This window comes from Streptomyces sp. KL116D (assembly GCF_030766975.1).
GTDB classification, from domain to species: domain Bacteria; phylum Actinomycetota; class Actinomycetes; order Streptomycetales; family Streptomycetaceae; genus Streptomyces; species Streptomyces longispororuber_A.
On sequence record NZ_JASERH010000035.1, the window covers coordinates 51,897 to 73,116 of the forward strand.

Sequence of the window (21,220 nt, forward strand, 5' to 3'; positions counted from 1 at the left end):
CCACATGACCTCCACCGCCCGCTCCCGCAGACTCCTCGCGGCCTCGATCGCCGGTGTCACCGCGCTGCTGCTCTCCGGCTGTGCCGACAGCAGCGCGGACAGCGGAGGGGCCGGCGACGGCTCCGTCACCCTCGGCTTCGTCAACGGCGCCAACACCCACTTCCACACCTGTCTGCAGAAGGCCGTCGAGCAGACCGCGAAGACGAAGGACGCGAAGGTCTACTCGGCCAACTCCAAGCAGGACGCCGGGACCGAGCTGTCCAACATCGAGGACATGATCTCCCGGAACGTGGACGCCCTGATCGTGCAGACGGTCAACGTCGACGCCCTCGACGGGGACATCGCCAAGGCCAAGGCCGCGGGCGTGCCGATCTACCTGACGTCCGTCAGCACCGACAAGGTCTCCGACATCCTCGGTGCGGCCGTCGTCGACCTCACCGAGGTCGGCCGGATGGACGCCGACTGGATCGCGAAGGACGCGGGGTCCGAGGACGTCACCGTCGGGATCGTGGCCGGGGCCCCCGGCGCCGCCTCCGACCTGCTCGTCGGCGGCTTCGAGAAGCAGCTCCCGAGCAGCGCGAAGGTCGTCGCCAACCAGCCCGGCATGTTCAACCCGGCCAAGGCGCAGGACGTCGCCGAGAACATGATCCAGGCCCATCCCGACCTGGACTACGCGTTCGTCGCGAACGAGGAGATGGCCCTCGCCGTGCGCAAGGCGTTCGACGCGGCCGGCGCCAAGAAGGTCAAGATCGTCTCGGTGAACGGCTCCGAGGACGGGATCGCCGCCGTCAAGGACGGCCGGCTCCAGGCCACGGTGTCCAACTCGGCCCTCACGATCGGCGAGACGGCGGTCGAGCAGACCGTCGACCTTCTTGGTGACAAAAAGGTTGACAAAGTCAGTAAGGTCCCCCTTACTTTGATCACCGCGGACAACGTTGACCAGGCGCCCCAGTACTGCCCCAAGTAATCAGTGCTTTCTGAGAAACAGCTGAAATCGAGGGAACATGGACCGCCTGCTGCTCATGCACAGCTTCGTGACCGTCGCCCAGACCGGCAGCTTCAACGGCGCCGCCAAGAAGCTCGGTTCGTCGGGCTCCCTGGTGTCACGGCACGTCGCCGAACTGGAGCGGCAGGTCGGCGTCCGCCTCGTCAATCGCACGGCCCGCTCGGTCAGCCTCACCGAACAAGGGCTGCGCCATGCCGAATTCTGCTCACGGATACTCGAGGAAATAGCGGCGGAGGACGTCTCCATAGGGCGGCTCCACGACCGGGCCGAAGGGGCGCTCAGCATCATCTGCCCCAAATGGATCGGAAGTCTCGACCTGGGTGACGCCATCGCCGCCTTTTCCGCCGCACACCCCAAGATCCAGGTGCGTTTCGAACTCGGCGGCATGTCCGACCGGACGTACGACTTCCTGGACAGTGGATTCGACGTGGCGTTCCACACCCGGGACCTCCGGGATTCCGGAGTGCGCCTGAAGAAGATCGCCTCGCTGCCCTTCGTGCTCTGCGCCGCCCCGGACTACCTGGAGCGGCACGGCCGGCTCGCCGAGCCCAACGCGATCGCGGGCCACGACTGCCTGGTGCACCTCAACGACCCGGTGTGGCGCGTCGGGCACGGCCACGCCTCGACCCTGCACAAGATCCGCAACGTGGCCTTCTCGTCCAACTCGTACATCGCCCTGCAGAAGGCCGCCGTGCACGGCCGCGGCATCGGACTGCTGCCGCAGCGCCCCGCCTACGACGACCTGCTGTCGGGCGCGCTCGAAGTGCTGCTGCCCGGCCTTGGCGTCCCCGACCGCCCGCTGTACGCGATCTACGGGCCGGGACAGTCCACGCCCAAAAAGGTCGCGGTGTTCCTGGAGTTCCTCACCCGATGGTTCTCCAAGAACCCCATTCCGCGGATCGCCGCCGAATCCGTCTGACCCGACCGCGCACGCAACCAACGATTGCGGACCCTGCGCGGCAAGGCCGTTGAGACGGCCGGTGAGCAAATCTACGATCGCCGGGGAAAAAGATCTGGAGTGAGGAACCGATGGGGATCCAGCGAATAGAGTCCGTCACCTACGGCGTCGCAGACGCCGAAATGCTCGAAGAAGCTGTGCGGTTCTTCGAGGATTTCGGACTGGTCCTGGTGGAGCGGACCGCCGAACACGCCGTGTGCGAGACGCTCGCCGGACAGACGGTCCAGCTGGACACCGACCCCGCGGCACACCTCCCGCCGCCCGTCGAGAGCGGCCCGACGCTGCGCGAGGTCGTCTGGGGCGTGGACACCGCCGACGCCCTCGACCGCCTCGTCACCGGACTCGGCGCGGACCGGACGGTCCGCGCGAGCGCGGACGGCGTGCACCACACCGTCGACGAGACCGGATTCGGCGTCGGCCTCACCCTCGCCCGGCCCCGCCCGCTGCACGTCACCCCGCGCCCGGCCAACGTCTCGGGCAGCGTGACCCGCTGGAACACCCCGCTGGAGCCGGTCGGCCGGGTCAGGCCGCTGCGGATGTGCCACGTCGCCCTCAACATCCCCAAGGCGGGCCGCGAGGCCGCGGTCGCCTTCTACACCGACCTCCTCGGCTTCCGCCCCACCGACGTCGTCGAGCCGATGGGCGTCTTCCTGCAGGCGCCGGGCGACGACGACCAGCACACGTTCCTGCTCTGCCACCGCCCCGACAAGGCCGGCGTCAACCACGTCGCGTACGAGGTCCCGGGCGTCGACGACGTCATCGAAGGCGGCAACCACATGATCGCCCGGGGCTGGCGCGAGGCCCGCAAGCTCGGCCGGCACACCATCGGCTCCAACATCTTCCGCTTCCTGCACGCACCCTGCGGCGGCCGCGTCGAGTACGCCTGCGACATGGACCGCGCCGACGCCTCGTACGAGACCCGCGTCCACGAGACGGCTCCGCCGCACACCCTCTGGTCGCTGCGCACCAATCGGGCCTAGGGGCGCGGGGAACTGCGCGACCAGCCACGACGAGACCCGCACCCGTCGACGAATCCTCAGCCTGCAACGGCGTTGACACGAGAGGTTCAGCCCTCATGACCGCCACCTATCCCACCGTCCGCCTCCACATATCCGGCGAGTGGCGCGACTCCGGCTCCGGAGCGAGCGCGCCCGTCGTCAACCCCGCCACCGAAGAAGTCATCGGCGCCGTCCCGCTCGCCACCACCGCCGACCTCGACGACGCCCTGACCGCCGCCGACCACGGCTTTCGCACCTGGCGCGGCACCCCGGTCGCCGAGCGCACCGCGATCCTGCACCGGGCCGCCGACCTGATCACCGCACGCGCCCCGGAGATCGGCCGCGTCATGACCCTGGAGCAGGGCAAGCCGGTCAAGGAGGCGACCGGCGAAGCGATCCGCACCGCGGACACCCTGCGCTGGCACGTCGAGGACGCCCGCCGCGCCTACGGCCGCACGATCCCCGCCGCGCCCGGCACGCTGCTGTCCGTGCGCCGCGAACCGGTCGGCCCGGTCGCCGCGTTCGTGCCGTGGAACTTCCCCGTCGGCGGCCCGAACCGGAAGATCTCCTCCGCGCTCGCCGCGGGCTGCTCGATGATCATCAAGGCGTCCGAGGAGACCCCGGCGACGGCTGCCGCCCTGGTCGCCTGCTACGCCGACGCGGGCCTGCCGCCCGGTGTCCTCAACCTGGTCTTCGGCGAACCGGCCGCCGTCTCCGCCCACTTGATCGCCTCACCGGTCACCCGGCTCGTCGCGTTCACCGGGTCGGTACCGGTCGGCAAGCTGCTCGCCGCCCAGGCCGGCACCGTCATGAAGCCGTCCCTCATGGAGCTCGGCGGCCACGCCCCGGTCATCGTCTGCGCGGACGCCGACCCGGTGCGCGCCGCCCGCCGCGCCGCCCGCGCCAAGTTCCTCAACGCGGGCCAGGTGTGCACCTCGCCCAGCCGCTTCCTGGTCCACGAGAGCCACTACGACGACTTCACCGCCGCGTTCGTGAAGGCGGCGGAGGAAGTCGTGGTCGGCGACGGCGCCGACGGCACGACCACCATGGGGCCGCTCGCCAACGACCGCAGGCTGGCCGCCGCCGAACGCCTCACCGCCGACGCCGTGCGCCGCGGCGCCACCGTGCGCACCGGAGGGCTGCGCCCCGACCGGGCCGGCTACTTCTTCCCGCCGACCGTCCTCACCGACGTACCGGACGACGCGCAGATCCTCACCGAGGAGCCGTTCGCGCCGCTCGCGCCGATCCTGCCCTTCCGCGACCTGGACGACGCGCTCGCCGTCGCCAACTCCCTGCCGTTCGGGCTCGCCGCGTACGGCTTCACCGAGTCCGCCGCGACCGCCGCGAAGCTGTCCGCCGAACTGGAGGCCGGGATCCTCTCGATCAACCACTGCGGCGGCTCCGTCCACGAGGCGCCCTCCGGCGGGGTGAAGGAGAGCGGCTACGGGCGCGAGGGCGGCCCCGAGGCCCTCGACGCCTACCTCGTCACCAAGCGCGTCTCCCACCGGCTGGAGTGAACACCCATGAGATACACCCGCGTCGAGGCCGGCGGGCGGGCCCGCTGGGGGCGCGTCACCGGTGACGTGGTCGAGCTGCTCGCCGCCTCCCCGCTGGAGGGCACGCCCACGGTCACCGGCACGGCGCCCCTGGCCACGGTCCGCTGGCTGCCCCCGGTGGTCCCGCCCGTCTTCTACGCCGTCGGCTTCAACTACCCGCGCCACATCGCCCACGCGAACGCCGCGACCCCCGACCGGCCGGAGGTCGGCTACCGCGCCAACAACGCGCTCACCGGCCACCGTTCCCCCGTGGTGCGGCCCGCCGACGTCACCGGCCGGTTCGAGGCCGAACCCGAACTCGTCGCCGTCATCGGGGCGACCCTGCGGCACGCCTCGTACGACCAGGCGCGGGCCGGGATCTTCGGCTGGACCATCGGCAACGACATCAGCGCCCGCACCTGGCAGCACACCGACCGCACGTTCTGGCGCGCCAAGAACAGCGACACCTTCAAGCCGATGGGCCCCTGGATCGAGACCGACGTCGACGCCCTCGCGCAGACCACGACGCTCCGGGTGAACGGCGCCGTCCGCGCCGCGTTCCCGACCGGCGACATGGTCTTCGACCCCTACGACTACATCGTCGAGATGAGCCGGCACCTCACGCTGCACCCCGGCGACGTGCTGTGGATGGGCGCGGAGGCCACCTGCCGGCTGGAGCCGGGCGACACCGTCGACGTCGAGATCAGCGGCATCGGCGTGCTCTCCAACCCCGTCCGCCTGGAAAGCCCTCCCGAAAGGACCCGCCCGTGAGCAAGGAACCCCGCTACATCCACCACGTCAACTTCCCCACCACCGACCCCGACAGGACCGCGGCCTGGTACACGGCCGTCTTCGGGATGAAGCGGATCATGCCCAAGTCCAACACCCGCGTGGTGCTGATGACCCGGGGCGCCTTCGACCTGCACTTCACCCCGGTCGAGGAGATGGAGCGCATGGCGCCCTACCACTTCGCCGTCGAGGTCGACGACTGGGACGACTTCCTCGCCCACCTCAAGGAGCTGGGCGTCCGGCACACCCGCCCGATCCAGCGCCCCGAGAACCAGTCGAAGTTCTGCTACATCCACGATCCCGACCACACCATGATCGAAATCGTGTACCACGCCAAGCGCCCCAACTGACCTGCTGATCCAAGGGAGTCACCGCCATGCCCTACGCCACTTCCGACGACGGCACGTCCCTCTACTACGAACGGCACGGCTCGGGACCCGCGATCCTCCTCGTGCACGGTTCCGGTGGCCACCACGCCGCCTGGTGGCAGCAAGTGGCCGCGCTGCGCGAGGAGTTCACCGTCCTCACCGTCGACCTGCGCGGCTTCGGCAAGTCCGACTCGACCATGACGGAGTTCGACGGCCAGGACTTCCCCGGCGACGTCGTCGCCGTCCTCGACCGGGAGGACGTCCACGACGCGATGCTGGTCGGCCAGTCCATCGGGTCCGTCGCGGCACTGCGCGCCGGACTGCTGCGCCCCGAGCGCGTCACGTCCGTCGTCCTCGGCCACTCCCTGGGCGGCATCAGCCACCCGGAGCTGACCGAACTGGCCGCCGCCGACCGCGCCAGGGCCGTCCAACTCCCGGTCGTCGACCGGCTGTTGACGAAGCCGTTCCAGAAGGAGCGGCCCGATCTGACCTTCCTGTTCCAGCAGATGGGCACCTTCAACGCCGCCAGGATGGCCGATCTGCGCAACCTCGACACGAACGGCCCGACCCTCGACGACCTCACCGCGTCCGGCCTCCGCGTCGCCTTCCTCGCGGGCGAGCAGGACGCCGTACTGAGCGTCGCCACCGTCACCCGCGCCCACGAACTGCTGCCCGGCTCCCACCTGGAGATCGTCGAGGGCGCCCCGCACTCCATGTACTGGGAGACGCCGGACCGCTACAACGCCGCCGTCGCCCGGCTGCGCCGCACCCTCACTGCCGTTAAGGACCCCGCATGAGCCCCGCCCTCACCCTCGACGCCGCGGAAGAGATCATCGCCGCCGCGCACCGCCGCGCCCAGGACATCGGCAAGGCGGTCAGCGTCGCCGTCGTCGACGCGGGCGGCTTCGTCGTCGCCGTGCGCCGCCCCGACGGCGCCCGCCCGCTCACCCCGGACATCGCCCGCGCCAAGGCCTACACCGCCGCGGTCATGCAGCGCCCGGGACCGATGCTCAAGAAGTGGCAGGAGAGCCAGCCCGTCTTCTTCTCGCAGCTCTCCCACCTGCCCGGCGCGGCCCTGCCGATCATGGCCGCCGAGGGCAGCATGACCATCAAGAAGGACGGCGAGGTCATCGGTGGCCTCGGCATCGCCGGCGGCACCGCCGACGAGGACCAGGTGATCGCGGAGGAAGTCCTCGGCTCCCTCGGCTACGAACTGGAGTTCGCGGCGTGGGGCGTGGCCGCCCGCCCGGCCGAGCCCGGCGGAAAGGACGCCTGACCATGGCCGACACGTTCAACTACCGCATCGACCACCACGGCAGCCTGGTCCGCCCGACGGGACTCGACCGCACCGACGCCGCCTCCGTCGACGCGGCGGTCGCCGAGGCCGTCGCCCTCCAGCGCGCCCTGCGCACCACGGTCGTCACCGACGGCGGCCACCCCTACGACGACGCCCTCGGGATCGTCCTCGACCACGTGGACGGCGTGCGGCGCACGGGGGAGACGGCCGCCGACGGCAGCCCCGTCCGGGTCGCCGACACCCTCCCGAAGGCCGCGGGGCCGCTCGCGGTGGACCGGGCCGAGCGCCTCGCCGGCCTCACCGTCATCGCCCCCAAGGTGACCCTCCCGGCCCCGTCCTACCTCGCCGCCACCGTGTCGAGCCCGCTGCCCGCACGCGAGGTGGGGGAGGCGTTCGCCGAGATCGTCCGGGCCGAGATCGCCCGCCTGGTCGACGCCGGCGTCCGCCTGATCCAGCTCGACAATCCGCTGCTGCTCGCGGCGACCGGCCCCGACGACACCCCGGTGGGCGCCCTGTCCTTCGCCGACGCCCTCGCGGTCGACGCCCCCGCCACCCGCCTCGACACCCGCCCCGAGGGCGTCCGCATCGGCTACTGCCCCGGCGCGACGCCGCCGGCCGCGGTGGACCGGGCCAAGGCCGGGCGGCTGTTCGCCGAGATGACCGCCGACCGCTGGGTCCTGCCGCTGCTGACCGCGTCGGCCGCCGAACTCGACCTCATACGGGCGCTGCCCGAGGACCGCGACGTGTGCTTCGGCGTCGTCGACGCGGCGCGCGCGGACCCGGAGGACATCGACACGGCCCTCGACCGCCTCGACGCGGCGGGCGAGCTCAAGGACCTGGAGGACGCGGCCGTCGCCCCGTCCAGCGGCTTCGCGGACGTGGCGGCCCGCCCGCTCCAGACGGCCGAGGGCCAGCGCAGGAAGCTCGTCCTGGTGGAGACCCTGGCCCGCTACATCTGGGGCAACGAGTTCTGAGCACGCGAACGCCCCCGGGACGGCGCACCACATGGCCGTCCCGGGGGCGCGGGAGCCGAGCCCCCGGCAGGGTCTAGGGCCTGTCGTCAAACTCCCGTCTGCCCCGCGGCGCCTGGCACGCACGCTCGCCGCGTTGCCGAAAGGCCCGGGTAGCTCCGCTACCAGGACCTTCCGGCGCCTTGCGATCGCACGCACCAGACGCCGCGGGGCCGCCCTTCGGGCGACGACGGGAGTGTGACGACAGGCCCTAGAGCACCTCGGCGAACGTCACCGTCCGCTCCACCAGCAGCGGCCGCACCACCCCCACGTTCAGCTCCACGAAGTGCGGCGCGGCGGCGTGCGCCTCGAACCCGGCCCGGTCCTCGTACACCTCGTACAGCACGAACCCGCCGGGCACCTCCGCCTCCGCGTGCACCTCGTACACCCGGTTCGCCGGCTCCTCGCGGGTCAGCTCGCGCAGCCTCAGCAGGGCGTCCCGCACGGTGTCCGCGTCGTCGGCGGCGCAGCGGTAGCGGGCGAACACGGCGTACGCCATGGCACAACTCCTCATCGTGAAGGACCGGTTCAGCGGCGCCTCGATTGCAGCACACAACGCCGCGTGGACGGCCCGCGCACAGCGCAACCAATGACTGCCTCCTCAGGTCTGCCCGCGGCGCCGCACGTGGTGTGTCGTACATCCGGTTATCGACACCGGAGAAAGAAGTGATCCAGATGCGTTCCGTGGAAACCCTGGTCGGCGGGGAGTGGGTGGCCGCCGGCTCCGGCGAGTGGATCGACGTGCAGAACCCGGCCGATCTGCGTACGCCCGCGTTCCGCGTCCCCGCCCTCGCCCCCGACGAGGTCACCCGCGCCTACGACCACGCCGAGCGCGGCTTCGCCGGCTGGCGGCGCACCGGCCCGCTGGCCCGCGCCGCCGTCCTCACCGGCGCTGCGGCCCTGCTGCGCGAACGGGCCGACGCGATCGCCGAGGACATCGCCACCGAGAACGGCAAGACCCGCGCCGAGGCCCACGGCGAGACCCTCAAGGCCGCCGACTTCCTGGAGTACTACGCGCTGCTCGTCGGCCGCGGCGGCTACGGCACCCTCCTGAACGACGCCCGCCCCGACACCCGCACCAGCGCCCAGCAGGAACCGATCGGCGTCGTGCTGGCCATCACCCCGTGGAACGACCCGCTCATCACCCCGGCCCGCAAACTCGCCCCCGCGCTCGCCGCGGGCAACGCCGTCGTCCTCAAGCCCGCCGGCGAGACACCCGTCTCCGGCCTCCACCTGGCGCGGGCGCTGCACGACGCCGGGCTGCCCGCCGGGGTCCTCGGCGTCGTCACCGGCCGCACCGCGCGGATCGGCGCCGCCCTGCTCGGCGACGCGCGCATCGCCGCCGTCACCTTCACCGGCTCCAACGAGGTCGGCGACCGGCTGCGCACCGAGTTCGCCGCCCGCAACATCCGCTTCCAGGGCGAACTCGGCGGCAAGAACGCCTCCGTCGTGCTCGCCGACGCCGACCTGCCGAAGGCCGCGAGGACCGTCGCCGCGGCCTCCTTCGGCCAGGCCGGGCAGCGCTGCACCGCCACCAGCCGCGTCGTCGTCGAGCGGCCCGTGGCCGAGGAGTTCACCCGGCTGCTGCTCGCCGAGGTGGCGCGCATCGAACCGGGGGCCCCGCTCGCGGCGGGGACGGGCATGGGCCCCCTCTCCAGCCCCCGGCACCGGGACGGCGTGCTCGGACACATCGAGGGCGCCGTCAAGCAGGGCGCCACGGTCCTCGCGGGCGGCGACGTCCCGGCCGGCGCCGACCTCGCCCACGGCTGCTACGTCGCCCCGACCGTCCTCGGCGACGTCACGGCGGACTTCGCCGTCTGGCGCGAGGAGGTCTTCGGCCCGGTGGTCGCGCTCTGCGCCGTCGACTCCTTCGAGGAAGCGGTCGCCGCCGTCAACGACTCCGGGTTCGGCCTCGCCGCGGCGGTGTTCACCCAGGACCTGACCGCCGCCCACCGGTTCGCCGACGAGGCCGAGTGCGGCCAGATCGCCGTGAACCTGACCACGCCCGGCTGGGACGTCCACCACCCCTTCGGCGGCTTCCACGCCTCCGGCTCCCCGTTCAAGGAGCAGGGCACGGAGGCGCTGCACTTCTACACCCGCGTCAAGACGGTCGCGATCCACTACGGCGCCTAGGGCCTGTCTCCCAGACGCCCGAGACAACTCCCGGAAAGGAGAGCCACGTTGGCAGACGAGACGATCGGCGTCGTCGGCGCCGGCATCGTGGGCCTGGCCACGGCCCGCGAGATCGCGCTGCGCCGCCCCGGCACCCGCGTCGTGGTCCTGGAGAAGGAGCACGAGGTCTCCCGCCACCAGACCGGACACAACTCCGGTGTCGTGCACGCGGGCATCTACTACCCGCCCGGCAGCCTCAAGGCGGACCTGACCGTACGGGGCGTGGCCCTGCTGCGCGCGTACTGCCAGGACCGCGGACTGCCCTACCGCGAGATCGGCAAGCTGGTCGTGGCCGTGCGCGAGGACGAGCTGGGCCGCATGGCGCGGCTCTACGAACGGGCCAAGCACAACCACGTCCCCGACCTGCGCACCGTCTCCCGGGAGGAGATCAAGGAGCTGGAGCCGCACGCCGGCGGCATCGCGGCGCTGCACTCCCCGCGCACCGCGATCACCGACTACCCGGCGATCGCCCGGGAGTTCGCCAAGGACGTCACCGACTCCGGGGGAGAGGTGCGGCTCGGCTTCGAGGTCACCGGCATCACCACCGTGCCGGGCGGCGTCGAGGTCGCCTCGGGGCCCGAGCGGGTCGCGGTCGACCGGCTCGTCCTGTGCGCGGGCCTCCAGTCGGACACCGTCGCCGCGCTCGCCCGAGGCGGGCCCGAACCGCGGATCGTCCCGTTCCGCGGCGAGTACATGCTGCTCAAGCCGGAGCGGGCGCACCTGGTGCGCGGGCTGATCTACCCCGTGCCCGACCCCCGGTACCCGTTCCTGGGCGTGCACTTCACCCCGCGCGTCGACGGCTCCGTCGAGGTCGGCCCGAACGCCGTCCTCGCCCTCGCCCGGGAGGGCTACCGCCGCACCCGCGTCTCACCCCGCGACCTGCTCGGCCTCGCCGCCTACCCGGGCACCTGGCGGATGGCCGCCCGGCACTGGCGCACCGGCGTCAAGGAGTACCGCGGCTCCTTCTCCGCGGCGGCGTTCATGAAGGACGCCGGCCACTACGTCCCCGGCGTCGGCGTCCACGACGTCGTACGCGGCGGCGCCGGCGTCCGCGCCCAGGCCCTCGACCGCGACGGCACCCTCGTCGACGACTTCCGCATCCACCGGTCCGACCGGATCACGGCCGTGCGCAACGCGCCGTCGCCCGCCGCGACAGCCTCCCTCGCGATCGCCGCGCACATCGTCGACGAGATCTTCAGGAAGACCTGAACTCCCCTGCGTACAGCGGCTTTTCACGCAAGAACAGCTTGCGCTCCCAGCTCTCCGCAAGGCCCCCGTGGCGCCCCTAACGTCGATCCCGCACCACCCCGGGACCCGCCCACCCGGGACCCGTTCCACCCGAACCGGCTCCGACAGAGAGAAGCAACCGCATGTTCGTCGTCGACACCCAGATCCACATCTGGAAGGAAGAGTCCCCGGACCGCCCCTGGGTCCCCGGCGCCCGCGAGCGCATCCGCCTCAACGGCCACCGCGAGGACCCCTTCAGCTACGAAGAGGCCCTGGAGCTGATGGACGAGGCCGGCGTCAACCGGGCCCTGATCCTGCCGCCGTCCTGGGAGGGCGACCGCATCGACTACGCCCTCGAAGCGTGCGAGGCGCACCCCGACCGCTTCGGCATCATGGCCCGCATCCCGCAGAACAAGCCCGAAGAGGGCAGGGCCATGCTGGCCGACTTCGCGCAGAACCCGCACGTGAAGGGCACCCGCCTCACCTTCCACCGGCCGATCGACCGCAACTGGATGATCGACGGCACCAACGACTGGTACTGGCCGCTGGCCGAGGAACTGAACATCCCGACGATGGTCCACGCGCCCATCTGGAAGCGGGAACTGGGCGAGATCGCCGGCCGCCACCCCGGCCTGAAGATCATCATCGACCACATGGGCATCATGGCCCGCTGCGTCGACGACGCGATCGGCTACTGGGTCCAGGAGACCGCCGACCTCGCCGCGCACCCCAACATCTACGTCAAGGTCTCGGCGCTGCCCGGCTACTCCACCCAGCCGTTCCCGAACAACAACATCGAGAAGTACGTGCGCGAGATGGTCGACAAGATGGGCCCGCGGCGCTGCTTCTACGGCACCGACATCACCCGGCTGCTCGGCCACGGCATCACGTACACCGACACCATCGAACAGTTCACCAAGCACTGGGACTTCACGCCCGACGAGCTCGAATGGATCATGGGCCGGGGCATCGCCGAGGTCCTGAACTGGCCGATCGAGGGCTGAGGAACCACCAGAGATGACGCACACCGAACGTACTGAAGGCGTCGACGGCGGAGACGCTCTGGTATCCGCCTTCAACGCCGTCGGCGCCGACTACCTGTTCTGCTCCTCGGGGTCCGAATGGGCCCCCGTCTGGGAGTCCCTCGCCCGCCGGCACCGCGACGGACTCCCCGCCCCCCGCTACCTCGACCTCACGCACGAGACCGTGGCGGCGGGCATGGCCACCGGATACGGGCTGCTCAAGCGCCGCCCGCAGGGCGTCCTGCTGCACGCCGCCCCCGGACTGCTCCAGGGGTCGATGGCGATCCACGGGGCGCTGCTGGCCGGCGTCCCCATGGTGGTCTCCTCGTCCGAGTCCACGACGTACGGGGACGGACCTGGCCAGGACCCGGGCGGCCAGTGGTACCGCAACCTGTCGATCGTGGGCGGCCCGCACGGCATCGCCCGGCCGTTCACCAAGTGGGCCACGGAGGCCGCCAGCGTGCACACGCTGCCCGCCATGGTCACGCGGGCCGCCGAACTGGCCCGGCGGGCCCCGGCCGGGCCCGCGTACCTGAACATCCCCCTGGAGATCCTCCTGGAGGACTGGGACGGCCGCGAGGCCAAACCGGTCGTGGAGCCCGGCACCACCCACAGCTCGCCCGAACAGGCCGACGCCGTCGCCGCGTTGCTGCGCACGGCGGAGAACCCGGTGATCGTCACCGAGACCGCAGGCCGCGAGGCGGGCGGTCTCGAGGCGCTCGTCGCGTTCGCCGAGGCCTGGCAGATCCCGGTCGTCGAACCCGACTCGGCGGTGTGCGCCAACTTCCCGCGCACCCATCCGCTGCACGCGGGCGCCGACATCGGCCCGTGGACGGACGAGGCGGACCTGATCCTCCTCGTCAACTGCCGCGCCCCGTTCTACCCGCCGTCCCGCCGCCCCGCGAAGGCGACGGTCGTCGTCGTCGACGAGGTGCCGCAGCGCCCGCACGTCGTCCACCAGGTCCTCTTCGCCGACCACTACCTGGAGGGGAACGTCACCAACACGCTGCGCCAGCTCGCCAAGCGGGCCCGGGACCTCGACGGGCCTTCGGTGGCGGTCCGGCGCGCCGCACAGGAGGAGCGGCACGCCGCCGAGCAGGTGGCGATCGCCGAGGCCGAGACCCGGGCGGCCACGGCCACCGGCGAGGGCGTCGACCCCGTCCTCGTCGCCGCCACCCTGCGGCGACTGCTCGACGGCCGCGACGGCATCGTCGTCGACGAGACGATCACGCACAGCCGCACCGTCAAGCGCCACCTCAGGACCGCCGCGCCCGACGCGTACTTCTACGTGCAGGGCGGCCTCGGCCAGGGCATCGCGGTCGCCCTCGGCGTCAAACTCGCCGAGCCGGAGCGCCCGGTGGTGCTCACCGTCGGCGACGGCGCCTTCGCCTACAACCCCGTGATCCCGTCCTACGACGCGTCCACGGCGTACGGACTCCCGCTGCTCGTCGTCGTGTTCAACAACCGCGTCTACAAGTCGATGAACCTCAACCACCGGCGCTTCTACCCGGACGGCGCCGCCGCCGAGACCGGCGAATGGCTCGGCACCGATCTGCGCCGGCTGCCGCGGCTGGCCGCCTTCGCCGAACCGTTCGGCCTGCACACCGAGACCGTCGACGCCCCCGACGCCCTCGCCGCCGCCCTGGAGCGGGCGCTCAAGGCCGTCGACGACGGCACGACCGCCGTCGTCGACGTCCTCGTGACCCGCTGACCCCGAAGGAACCCCCTATGCCCGAGAAGACCCTGGTCGCCGCGGCCGACCTGCGCAGCTTCGCCGCCGCCCTCCTGGAGAAGGGCGGCCTGAGCGCCGAGCACGCCGCCACCACCGCCGACGTGTTCGTCTGGGCCGCCCGGCGCGGCGTCGAATCGCACGGCATCGCGCGCGTGCCCGCCTACCTCGACCTGCTGGCCAAGGGCGTCGCCAACCCCGCGCCCCGGCTGACCCTGGAGTCCACCGCCCCCGGCGCGGCCGTCATCGACGCCGACCGCGCGCCCGGACCGGTCGCGCTGACCGCCGCCGCCGACGAGGCGGTGACCCGGGCCCGCAGCCAGGGCATCGCGTCCGTCGGCGTACGGCAGACCGTGCACACCGGCGCCATCGGCTACTACGTGTCGAAGATCGCCGACGCCGGCCTGGTCGGCATCGGCTTCGTCGCCGGCATGCCCAACATGGGCTACACCGGAGTCAAGGGCCCGGCCGTCGCCACCAGCCCGCTCGCCGTCGCCGTCCCCGCCCGCGACCACGCGCCGCTCCTCCTCGACATGGCCACCGCCACCATCGCCCTCGGCCGGATCCGCCAGGCCAGGGCGGCCGGCACCCCGCTGCCCGAAGGCGCCGCCGCCACCGCCGACGGCACGCCCACCACGGACCCCGCCGAGGCCGTCATGCCACTGCCGCTCGGCGGCGCCAAGGGCTCCGGCATGTCCCTCGCCTTCGAACTGCTCACCAGCGTCCTCGTCGGAGCGCCGATCTTCGCGGCCTTCCACGCGGACGACCCGGCGGGCCGCAAGCACCGGCAGAACGCCCTCCTCATCGCCGTCGACCCGGCGGCGTTCGGCGGCACGGCCGGCTTCCTGGCCGACACCGACGCGACGCTCGCCGCCCTCAAGGAACTGCCGGCGGCGGACGACTCGGCGGGCGTGTACTACCCGGGCGAGCGCAGCGCCGCGATCGCGGCGCAGCGGGACACCGCCGGGATCCCCGTCGCACCGAAGGTCTGGCAGCAGCTGACCGCGGCGGCCGCCGAGCGCGGCGTGCCGCTTCCGGCCACCAGGGGCTGAGCCCCCGGAAAACACGTGGACCCTGCACCCGCCGCCGCGGGACACTTCCCTCTCGTCCGGCTACGGAGGGTGAGGAAGTGGGAACGCCCGGTTCACCGAACAGCACACCCGGGCGCGGCGCGGTCCTGCTCGCGCTGCGCCTCTACGGACGGGAGCTGGCCCGCCAGCGCCGGCTCACCGTCCCCGCCCTGCTGCTCCCGGCACTCGGCAACATCGGCCTCAACTACGTGGCACCGCTGCTCGTCGCCAAACTCGTCGGCGAGATCGCCGGCGCGGGCACCGTCAGCGTCACCGACTCACTGCCGTACGTCCTCGCCTTCGCCGGCGTCCTGCTGCTCGCCGAGACGCTCTGGCGCTTCGGGTTCCACTGCCTCAACCGCCTGGACGCCCGCGGCGTCGAGCGGCTCTACGTCTTCGGCATGGACGAGCTGTACGCCAAGGACGCCACCTTCTTCCACGACAACTTCGCCGGCTCGCTGACCAAGCGCGTGCTGAGCTTCGCGTCCCGCTTCGAGGAGTTCATCGACACCCTCGTCTTCCAGGTCACGGGCAGCCTCGTGCCGCTGCTGTTCGGTTCGGTGGTGCTCTGGCGCTACGAACCGCTGCTCGTCGTCGGCCTGCTGTCGATGATCACGCTGACCGCCGTGGGCGTGGCGCCCCTCATCCGTCGCCGCCAGCGACTCGTCGACGCACGCGAGGAAGCCATCGCCAAGGTCGCGGGGCACGTCGCCGACAGCCTGATGAACATGGACACCGTCCGGGCGTTCGCCGCCGAGGAACGCGAGGCCGACGAGCACCGCACCCGCGTCGCCGAGTCCCGCCGCCTGATGCTCCGCTCCTGGGACTACGGCAACCTGCGCATCGACACGGTCGTCGCCCCGCTCTCCGTCCTCACCAACGCCCTCGGCCTGCTGCTCGCGGTCACGCTCGGCGCCGGGCACGGCGTCGAGGGCGTCGTCGTCGCCTTCACGTACTACACGAACGCGACCCGGATCATGTTCGACTTCAACCAGATCTACCGCCGCCTGGAAAGCTCGATGACGGAGGCCGCGCAGTTCACGCAGCTGCTCCTCGACCCGCCGACCGTCCTCGACCCGCCGGCCCCCGAGCCGGTGCGCCCCGGCCGCGCCGACGTCCGCTTCGAGAAGGTGACCTTCGCCCACGCCGGCGGCAGGCCCCTCTTCGAAGGACTCGACCTGGAGGTGCCCGACGGCGCCCGCGTCGGCTTCGTCGGCCGGTCAGGCGGCGGCAAGACCACCCTGACCCGGCTGCTGCTGCGGATGACCGACATCCAGGGCGGCCGCATCCTCATCGGCGGCCAGGACATCGCCACCCTGCGCCAGAAGGACCTGCGCGGCCTGATCGCGTACGTCCCCCAGGACCCGGCCATGTTCCACCGCAGCCTGCGCGACAACATCGCCTTCGCCCGCCCCGACGCCACCGACGCCGACATCCGCCGCGCGGCCGAGGCGGCCCACGTCACGGAGTTCGCCGACACCCTCCCCGACGGCTTCGCCACGATGGTCGGCGAACGCGGCATCAAACTCTCCGGCGGCCAGCGCCAGCGCGTCGCCCTGGCCCGCGCCATCCTGCGCGACGCCCCGATCCTGCTGCTCGACGAGGCGACCAGCGCCCTGGACTCCGAGAGCGAGGTCCTCGTCCAGGAAGCGCTGTGGCGCCTCATGGAAGGCCGCACGGCCCTCGTCGTCGCCCACCGCCTCAGCACGGTCGCCGGCATGGACCGCCTCGTCGTCCTCGACCGCGGCCGGATCGTGGAACAGGGCACGCACCAGCACCTGCTCGACGCGGACGGCACCTACGCCCGCCTGTGGCTGCACCAGTCGGGCGGCTTCCTGGACGAGACCCCCGAGGACGACGGAGCCCAGCGGGTCGGGCTGCAACCGTGAGGGGCGTACGGGGCCGGACGGGAGGCCGGGCGCGACGGCCTACCCTTGTTCCATGACCAGCAGCAGCGACCGGAGTCAGGCAGTGGACGTATCGCACCCCAAGACGTATGAAGTGCGCACCTACGGGTGCCAGATGAACGTCCATGACTCCGAGCGCTTGTCCGGCCTCCTGGAGGGTGCCGGTTACGTCCGTGCGCCCGAGGACGCGGACGGCGACGCCGACGTCGTCGTCTTCAACACCTGCGCGGTCCGTGAGAACGCCGACAACCGCCTCTACGGCAACCTCGGCCGCCTCGCCCCCCGCAAGGCCTCGCGCCCCGGCATGCAGATCGCCGTGGGCGGCTGCCTCGCCCAGAAGGACCGCGACACCATCGTGAAGAAGGCGCCCTGGGTGGACGTCGTCTTCGGCACGCACAACATCGGCAAGCTGCCCGTCCTCCTGGAGCGCGCCCGCGTCCAGGAGGAGGCCCAGGTCGAGATCGCCGAGTCGCTGGAGGCCTTCCCCTCCACGCTGCCCACCCGCCGCGAGAGCGCGTACGCGGCCTGGGTGTCGATCTCCGTCGGCTGCAACAACACCTGCACCTTCTGCATCGTCCCGGCGCTGCGCGGCAAGGAGAAGGACCGCAGGACCGGCGACATCCTCGCCGAGATCGAGGCCCTCGTCGCCGAGGGCGTCTCCGAGATCACGCTGCTCGGCCAGAACGTCAACGCCTACGGGAGCGACATCGGCGACCGCGAGGCGTTCAGCAAGCTGCTGCGCGCCTGCGGTGCCATCGAGGGCCTGGAGCGCGTCCGCTTCACGTCCCCGCACCCGCGCGACTTCACGGACGACGTGATCGCGGCGATGGCCGAGACGCCGAACGTGATGCCGCAGCTCCACATGCCGATGCAGTCCGGTTCGGACACGGTCCTCAAGGCGATGCGCCGCTCGTACCGCCAGGAGCGCTTCCTCGGCATCATCGACAAGGTCCGCGCCGCCATCCCGCACGCGGCCATCACGACCGACATCATCGTGGGCTTCCCCGGCGAGACCGAGGAGGACTTCGAGCAGACGATGCACGCCGTGCGCGAGGCCCGCTTCTCCCAGGCCTTCACCTTCCAGTACTCCAAGCGCCCCGGAACCCCGGCCGCCACCATGGAGAACCAGATCCCCAAGGAGGTCGTGCAGGCGCGCTACGAGCGCCTCGTCGCCCTCCAGGAGGAGATCTCCTGGGAGGAGAACAAGAAGCAGGTCGGCCGCACCCTGGAGCTGATGGTCGCCGAGGGCGAAGGCCGCAAGGACGGCGCCACCCACCGCCTCTCCGGCCGCGCCCCCGACAACCGCCTCGTCCACTTCACCAAGCCGGACACCGAGGTGCGCCCCGGCGACGTGGTGACCGTCGAGATCACCTACGCCGCCCCGCACCACCTGCTCGCCGAGGGCCCCGTCCTGAGCGTGCGCTCCACGCGCGCGGGCGACGCGTGGGAGAAGCGCACCCAGGAGGCGCAGGACAAGAAGCAGGGCGTCCTGCTCGGCCTGCCGAAGGTGGGCGTTCCCGAGCCGCTGCCCGCGATGACCGGCGGCTGCGCCGTCGACTGACCCGCGGCCGGGGGCGCACAGTAGGCTGCCGATCATGCTTGTCGCCGCCGCCGTCTGCCCCTGCCCGCCGCTGCTCGTGCCCGAGGTGGCCGCCGGCGCCGCCCCCGAGCTGGACGCCGCGCGCGCGGCGTGCGACGAGGCGATCGGCGCGATGCTCGCGGCCGGACCCGACCTGGTGTGGATCATCGGCGAGGGCACGCGCCCGGGAGTCCACCGCCCGGGCGCCCGTGGCTCCTTCCGCCCCTTCGGCGTGGACCTCGACGTCCACCTCGGAACCCCGGCCGACGACGCCGGAACCGTAGAGGCCACGCTCCCGCCGTCCCTCTCCGTGGGCGCGTGGCTGCTCGCGCGCGCGGGGTGGAGCGGCGAGGTGCGCGGCTACGAGGTGGCGGGGGGCAGGTCCGCGTTCGACAACCTTGACGGCGCGTGGCGGCTCGGCGACGGCCGGACCGGCAAGGAGCGGGTGGGCTTCCTGGTCATGGGCGACGGCACCGCCTGCCGCACCGTGAAGGCCCCCGGCTACCTGGACGAGCGCGCCGAGGACGTGGACGCGCGGATCGCCGAGGCCCTGCGCACCGGCGACCCGGACCACTACCTGGCCCGCCTCGACGCCGACCTCGCCCGCGAGCTCAAGATCTCCGGCCGCGGCCCCTGGCAGATGCTGGACGGCGCCTGGGACAAGAAGGACACCACCGCGCGTCTCCTGTACGAGGACGCGCCCTACGGAGTCGGCTACTTCGTGGCCAGCTGGACGTAGCCGGCGCGGACACGGCGACGGCCGCGAAGCCCTTCGGCTTCGCGGCCGTCCGCCGTGTGCGTTCCGCGCGCGGTGTCTCAGGACCCCGCGGGCGGCGACGGCGGGGTCCCGCCGTCCTTGTCGCCCGGCCCGGAGAGCTTGTCCAGGGCGCCCTTCGCCTTGTCCGTGCCCTGCTGGATCTTGTCGCTGTACTTGCCCTTGGTCTTGTCGTCGACCACCTTGGCGGCCTTCTCCAGGCCCTGGTCGATCTTGTCCCCGTGCTGTTGCGCGAGGCCGGAGACCTTTTCCTTGGCAGGGTTCAGCTTGGCTTTCAACGTGTCCAGGAAGCCCATGGACCCACCTTCCGTCACAGAAGCTCGCAGGAGCTCGCAGAAGCTCGCGGGAGTTACTTGCGGGCGCCCTCGCCGGCCTCGTTGTCGGCGGCCTGTTCCGCGGACTGCTGCTTCGGGATCTCGACGCTCTCCGCGGCGCCCTCGGCCGCCTCGGACGCCGCGCCCGCCGCGCCCGCCTCGGGCTCCTCCGCCTTCTGCTCGGCCGTGGCGGCCTCGGGGGCCTCGGACGGGGTCTCGGTGTCCGCCGCCTCGGGCTCGGCCGTCAGAGTGGCGGCCTGGGCCTGCGCGGTTGACGCCTCCTCGCTGCCCTTGGCCTTCCGGCGAAACATGGCAAAAACGCCCATTTCAACTCCATACAGTACTCGTGTGGGCGAAATCCCGCCCTGCCCGGTGCGTCCCATTGCGTCGCCCGGGTCACCGGTCCTCGAAACCGGCGGCTGGAACCTCGCAACAGGCAACGACCCCGCACCTGGGGCGTCACGTAGCTCGTTCGAGAAGTGGGGCCGAGGTTTGCGAGACTGGGGCGGTGAGTAGCGCAGCTCCCGCCCCGCGGGTCATCGCCGTCGTCGGTCCCACCGCGGCCGGAAAGTCCGATCTCGGCGTCTTCCTCGCCAAGGAACTCGGCGGCGAGGTCGTCAACGCCGATTCCATGCAGCTCTACCGAGGGATGGACATCGGCACCGCCAAGCTGACGCCCCGGGAGCGCGACGGAGTCCCGCACCACCTCCTGGACGTCTGGGACGTCACGGTGACCGCGAGCGTCGCCGAGTACCAGCGGCTGGCCCGCGCCGAGATCGACCGCCTCCTCGCCGCCGGCCGCTGGCCCGTCCTCGTCGGCGGCTCCGGGCTCTACGTGCGCGGCGCCGTCGACAAGATGGAGTTCCCCGGCACCGACCCAGGGATCCGCGCCCGCCTGGAGGAGGAGCTCGCCCTGCGCGGCTCCGGCGCCCTGCACGCCCGGCTGGCCGCCGCCGACCCGGAGGCCGCCGCCGCGATCCTGCCGAGCAACGGCCGGCGCATCGTGCGCGCCCTCGAAGTCATCGAGATCACCGGAAAGCCGTTCACGGCCAACCTGCCGGGACACGACTCCGTCTACGACACCGTCCAGATCGGCGTGGACGTCGCGCGCCCCGAACTCGACGAGCGCATCGCCACGCGTGTGGACCGCATGTGGGACGAAGGTCTCGTCGACGAGGTGCGCCTTCTGGAGGACCAGGGCCTGCGCGAGGGGCGCACGGCGTCCCGTGCGCTCGGCTACCAGCAGGTGCTCGCGGCGCTCGCGGGGGAGTGCACCGAGGACGAGGCGCGGACCGAGACCGTCCGCGCCACCAAGCGCTTCGCGCGCCGCCAGGATTCGTGGTTCCGGCGCGACCCCCGGGTGCATTGGCTCAGTGGGGCCGTCGCCGAGCGCGGGGAACTCCCGGCCCGCGCAATGGCGTTGGTCGAACGACCGGTTACAGCCTGATCACGTGATGGCATCGG

General features: G+C 72.1%; 21 protein-coding genes. 18 read left to right on the forward strand and 3 right to left on the reverse strand.

Annotated features, from left to right (window positions below; all coding sequences use genetic code 11):
- Nucleotides 1-4: 4 nt before the first annotated feature.
- From RBJ77_RS13475 to RBJ77_RS13515, 9 genes are all read left to right on the forward strand, one after another.
- Nucleotides 5-967: a sugar ABC transporter substrate-binding protein gene (locus RBJ77_RS13475; protein ID WP_372345220.1), complete on the forward strand. Its 963-nt coding sequence runs from the start codon at nucleotides 5-7 to the stop codon at nucleotides 965-967.
- Nucleotides 968-1,004: 37 nt separating this feature from the next.
- Nucleotides 1,005-1,925, forward strand: a complete 921-nt coding sequence (locus RBJ77_RS13480; protein ID WP_372345221.1) for a LysR family transcriptional regulator — start codon at nucleotides 1,005-1,007, stop codon at nucleotides 1,923-1,925.
- Nucleotides 1,926-2,035: 110 nt separating this feature from the next.
- Nucleotides 2,036-2,944, forward strand: a complete 909-nt coding sequence (locus RBJ77_RS13485) for a VOC family protein (RefSeq protein ID WP_372345222.1) — start codon at nucleotides 2,036-2,038, stop codon at nucleotides 2,942-2,944.
- Between the two features lie 95 nt (nucleotides 2,945-3,039).
- Nucleotides 3,040-4,479 (forward strand): NAD-dependent succinate-semialdehyde dehydrogenase, encoded by a 1,440-nt coding sequence (locus RBJ77_RS13490; protein WP_372345223.1) that lies wholly within the window; start codon nucleotides 3,040-3,042, stop codon nucleotides 4,477-4,479.
- 6 nt (nucleotides 4,480-4,485) lie between these two features.
- Nucleotides 4,486-5,268, forward strand: a complete 783-nt coding sequence (locus RBJ77_RS13495; RefSeq protein WP_372345224.1) for a fumarylacetoacetate hydrolase family protein — start codon at nucleotides 4,486-4,488, stop codon at nucleotides 5,266-5,268.
- Nucleotides 5,265-5,636: a VOC family protein gene (locus RBJ77_RS13500; RefSeq protein ID WP_372345225.1), complete on the forward strand. Its 372-nt coding sequence runs from the start codon at nucleotides 5,265-5,267 to the stop codon at nucleotides 5,634-5,636. The genes RBJ77_RS13495 and RBJ77_RS13500 overlap by 4 nt, the downstream gene beginning before the upstream one ends.
- A gap of 26 nt (nucleotides 5,637-5,662) precedes the next feature.
- A complete protein-coding gene (locus RBJ77_RS13505) occupies nucleotides 5,663-6,451 on the forward strand; it encodes an alpha/beta fold hydrolase (RefSeq protein ID WP_372345226.1) in 789 nt (262 codons plus the stop codon).
- A complete protein-coding gene (locus tag RBJ77_RS13510; protein WP_372345227.1) occupies nucleotides 6,448-6,930 on the forward strand; it encodes a heme-binding protein in 483 nt (160 codons plus the stop codon). The genes RBJ77_RS13505 and RBJ77_RS13510 overlap by 4 nt, the downstream gene beginning before the upstream one ends.
- A 2-nt stretch (nucleotides 6,931-6,932) precedes the next feature.
- Nucleotides 6,933-7,925: a methionine synthase II (cobalamin-independent)-like protein gene (locus tag RBJ77_RS13515; protein WP_372345228.1), complete on the forward strand. Its 993-nt coding sequence runs from the start codon at nucleotides 6,933-6,935 to the stop codon at nucleotides 7,923-7,925.
- A gap of 247 nt (nucleotides 7,926-8,172) precedes the next feature.
- On the opposite strand, the gene RBJ77_RS13520 is transcribed toward RBJ77_RS13515, so the two are convergent.
- Complete coding sequence (locus RBJ77_RS13520; RefSeq protein WP_372345229.1) at nucleotides 8,173-8,460, reverse strand: putative quinol monooxygenase; 288 nt, start codon at nucleotides 8,458-8,460, stop codon at nucleotides 8,173-8,175.
- Nucleotides 8,461-8,636: 176 nt separating this feature from the next.
- On the opposite strand from RBJ77_RS13520, the gene RBJ77_RS13525 reads away from it, so the two are divergent.
- From RBJ77_RS13525 to RBJ77_RS13560, 8 genes are all read left to right on the forward strand, one after another.
- Nucleotides 8,637-10,094, forward strand: a complete 1,458-nt coding sequence (locus tag RBJ77_RS13525) for an aldehyde dehydrogenase (RefSeq protein ID WP_372345230.1) — start codon at nucleotides 8,637-8,639, stop codon at nucleotides 10,092-10,094.
- A gap of 48 nt (nucleotides 10,095-10,142) precedes the next feature.
- On the forward strand, nucleotides 10,143-11,342 hold the full coding sequence (lhgO, locus tag RBJ77_RS13530; RefSeq protein ID WP_372345231.1) for an L-2-hydroxyglutarate oxidase: 1,200 nt from the start codon (nucleotides 10,143-10,145) through the stop codon (nucleotides 11,340-11,342).
- A 161-nt stretch (nucleotides 11,343-11,503) separates the two neighbouring features.
- Complete coding sequence (locus RBJ77_RS13535; RefSeq protein ID WP_255975187.1) at nucleotides 11,504-12,364, forward strand: amidohydrolase; 861 nt, start codon at nucleotides 11,504-11,506, stop codon at nucleotides 12,362-12,364.
- Between the two features lie 13 nt (nucleotides 12,365-12,377).
- Entirely contained in the window at nucleotides 12,378-14,093 is a 1,716-nt protein-coding gene (locus tag RBJ77_RS13540; protein ID WP_372345232.1) for a thiamine pyrophosphate-dependent enzyme, read from the forward strand.
- Nucleotides 14,094-14,110: 17 nt separating this feature from the next.
- Entirely contained in the window at nucleotides 14,111-15,163 is a 1,053-nt protein-coding gene (locus tag RBJ77_RS13545) for an Ldh family oxidoreductase (protein ID WP_372345233.1), read from the forward strand.
- A 77-nt stretch (nucleotides 15,164-15,240) separates the two neighbouring features.
- Nucleotides 15,241-17,070, forward strand: coding sequence for an ABC transporter ATP-binding protein (locus RBJ77_RS13550; protein ID WP_372345234.1), 1,830 nt, complete (start codon nucleotides 15,241-15,243; stop codon nucleotides 17,068-17,070).
- Between the two features lie 52 nt (nucleotides 17,071-17,122).
- Nucleotides 17,123-18,649: a tRNA (N6-isopentenyl adenosine(37)-C2)-methylthiotransferase MiaB gene (gene miaB, locus RBJ77_RS13555; RefSeq protein ID WP_255975193.1), complete on the forward strand. Its 1,527-nt coding sequence runs from the start codon at nucleotides 17,123-17,125 to the stop codon at nucleotides 18,647-18,649.
- 34 nt (nucleotides 18,650-18,683) lie between these two features.
- Complete coding sequence (locus RBJ77_RS13560; protein ID WP_372345235.1) at nucleotides 18,684-19,406, forward strand: class III extradiol dioxygenase subunit B-like domain-containing protein; 723 nt, start codon at nucleotides 18,684-18,686, stop codon at nucleotides 19,404-19,406.
- 77 nt (nucleotides 19,407-19,483) lie between these two features.
- On the opposite strand, the gene RBJ77_RS13565 is transcribed toward RBJ77_RS13560, so the two are convergent.
- Nucleotides 19,484-19,738, reverse strand: coding sequence for an antitoxin (locus RBJ77_RS13565; RefSeq protein WP_255975195.1), 255 nt, complete (start codon nucleotides 19,736-19,738; stop codon nucleotides 19,484-19,486).
- Between the two features lie 53 nt (nucleotides 19,739-19,791).
- Nucleotides 19,792-20,082, reverse strand: a complete 291-nt coding sequence (locus RBJ77_RS13570; protein WP_372345236.1) for a hypothetical protein — start codon at nucleotides 20,080-20,082, stop codon at nucleotides 19,792-19,794.
- 182 nt (nucleotides 20,083-20,264) lie between these two features.
- On the opposite strand from RBJ77_RS13570, the gene miaA reads away from it, so the two are divergent.
- Nucleotides 20,265-21,203: a tRNA (adenosine(37)-N6)-dimethylallyltransferase MiaA gene (miaA, locus tag RBJ77_RS13575; protein WP_372345237.1), complete on the forward strand. Its 939-nt coding sequence runs from the start codon at nucleotides 20,265-20,267 to the stop codon at nucleotides 21,201-21,203.
- Nucleotides 21,204-21,220: the final 17 nt, after the last annotated feature.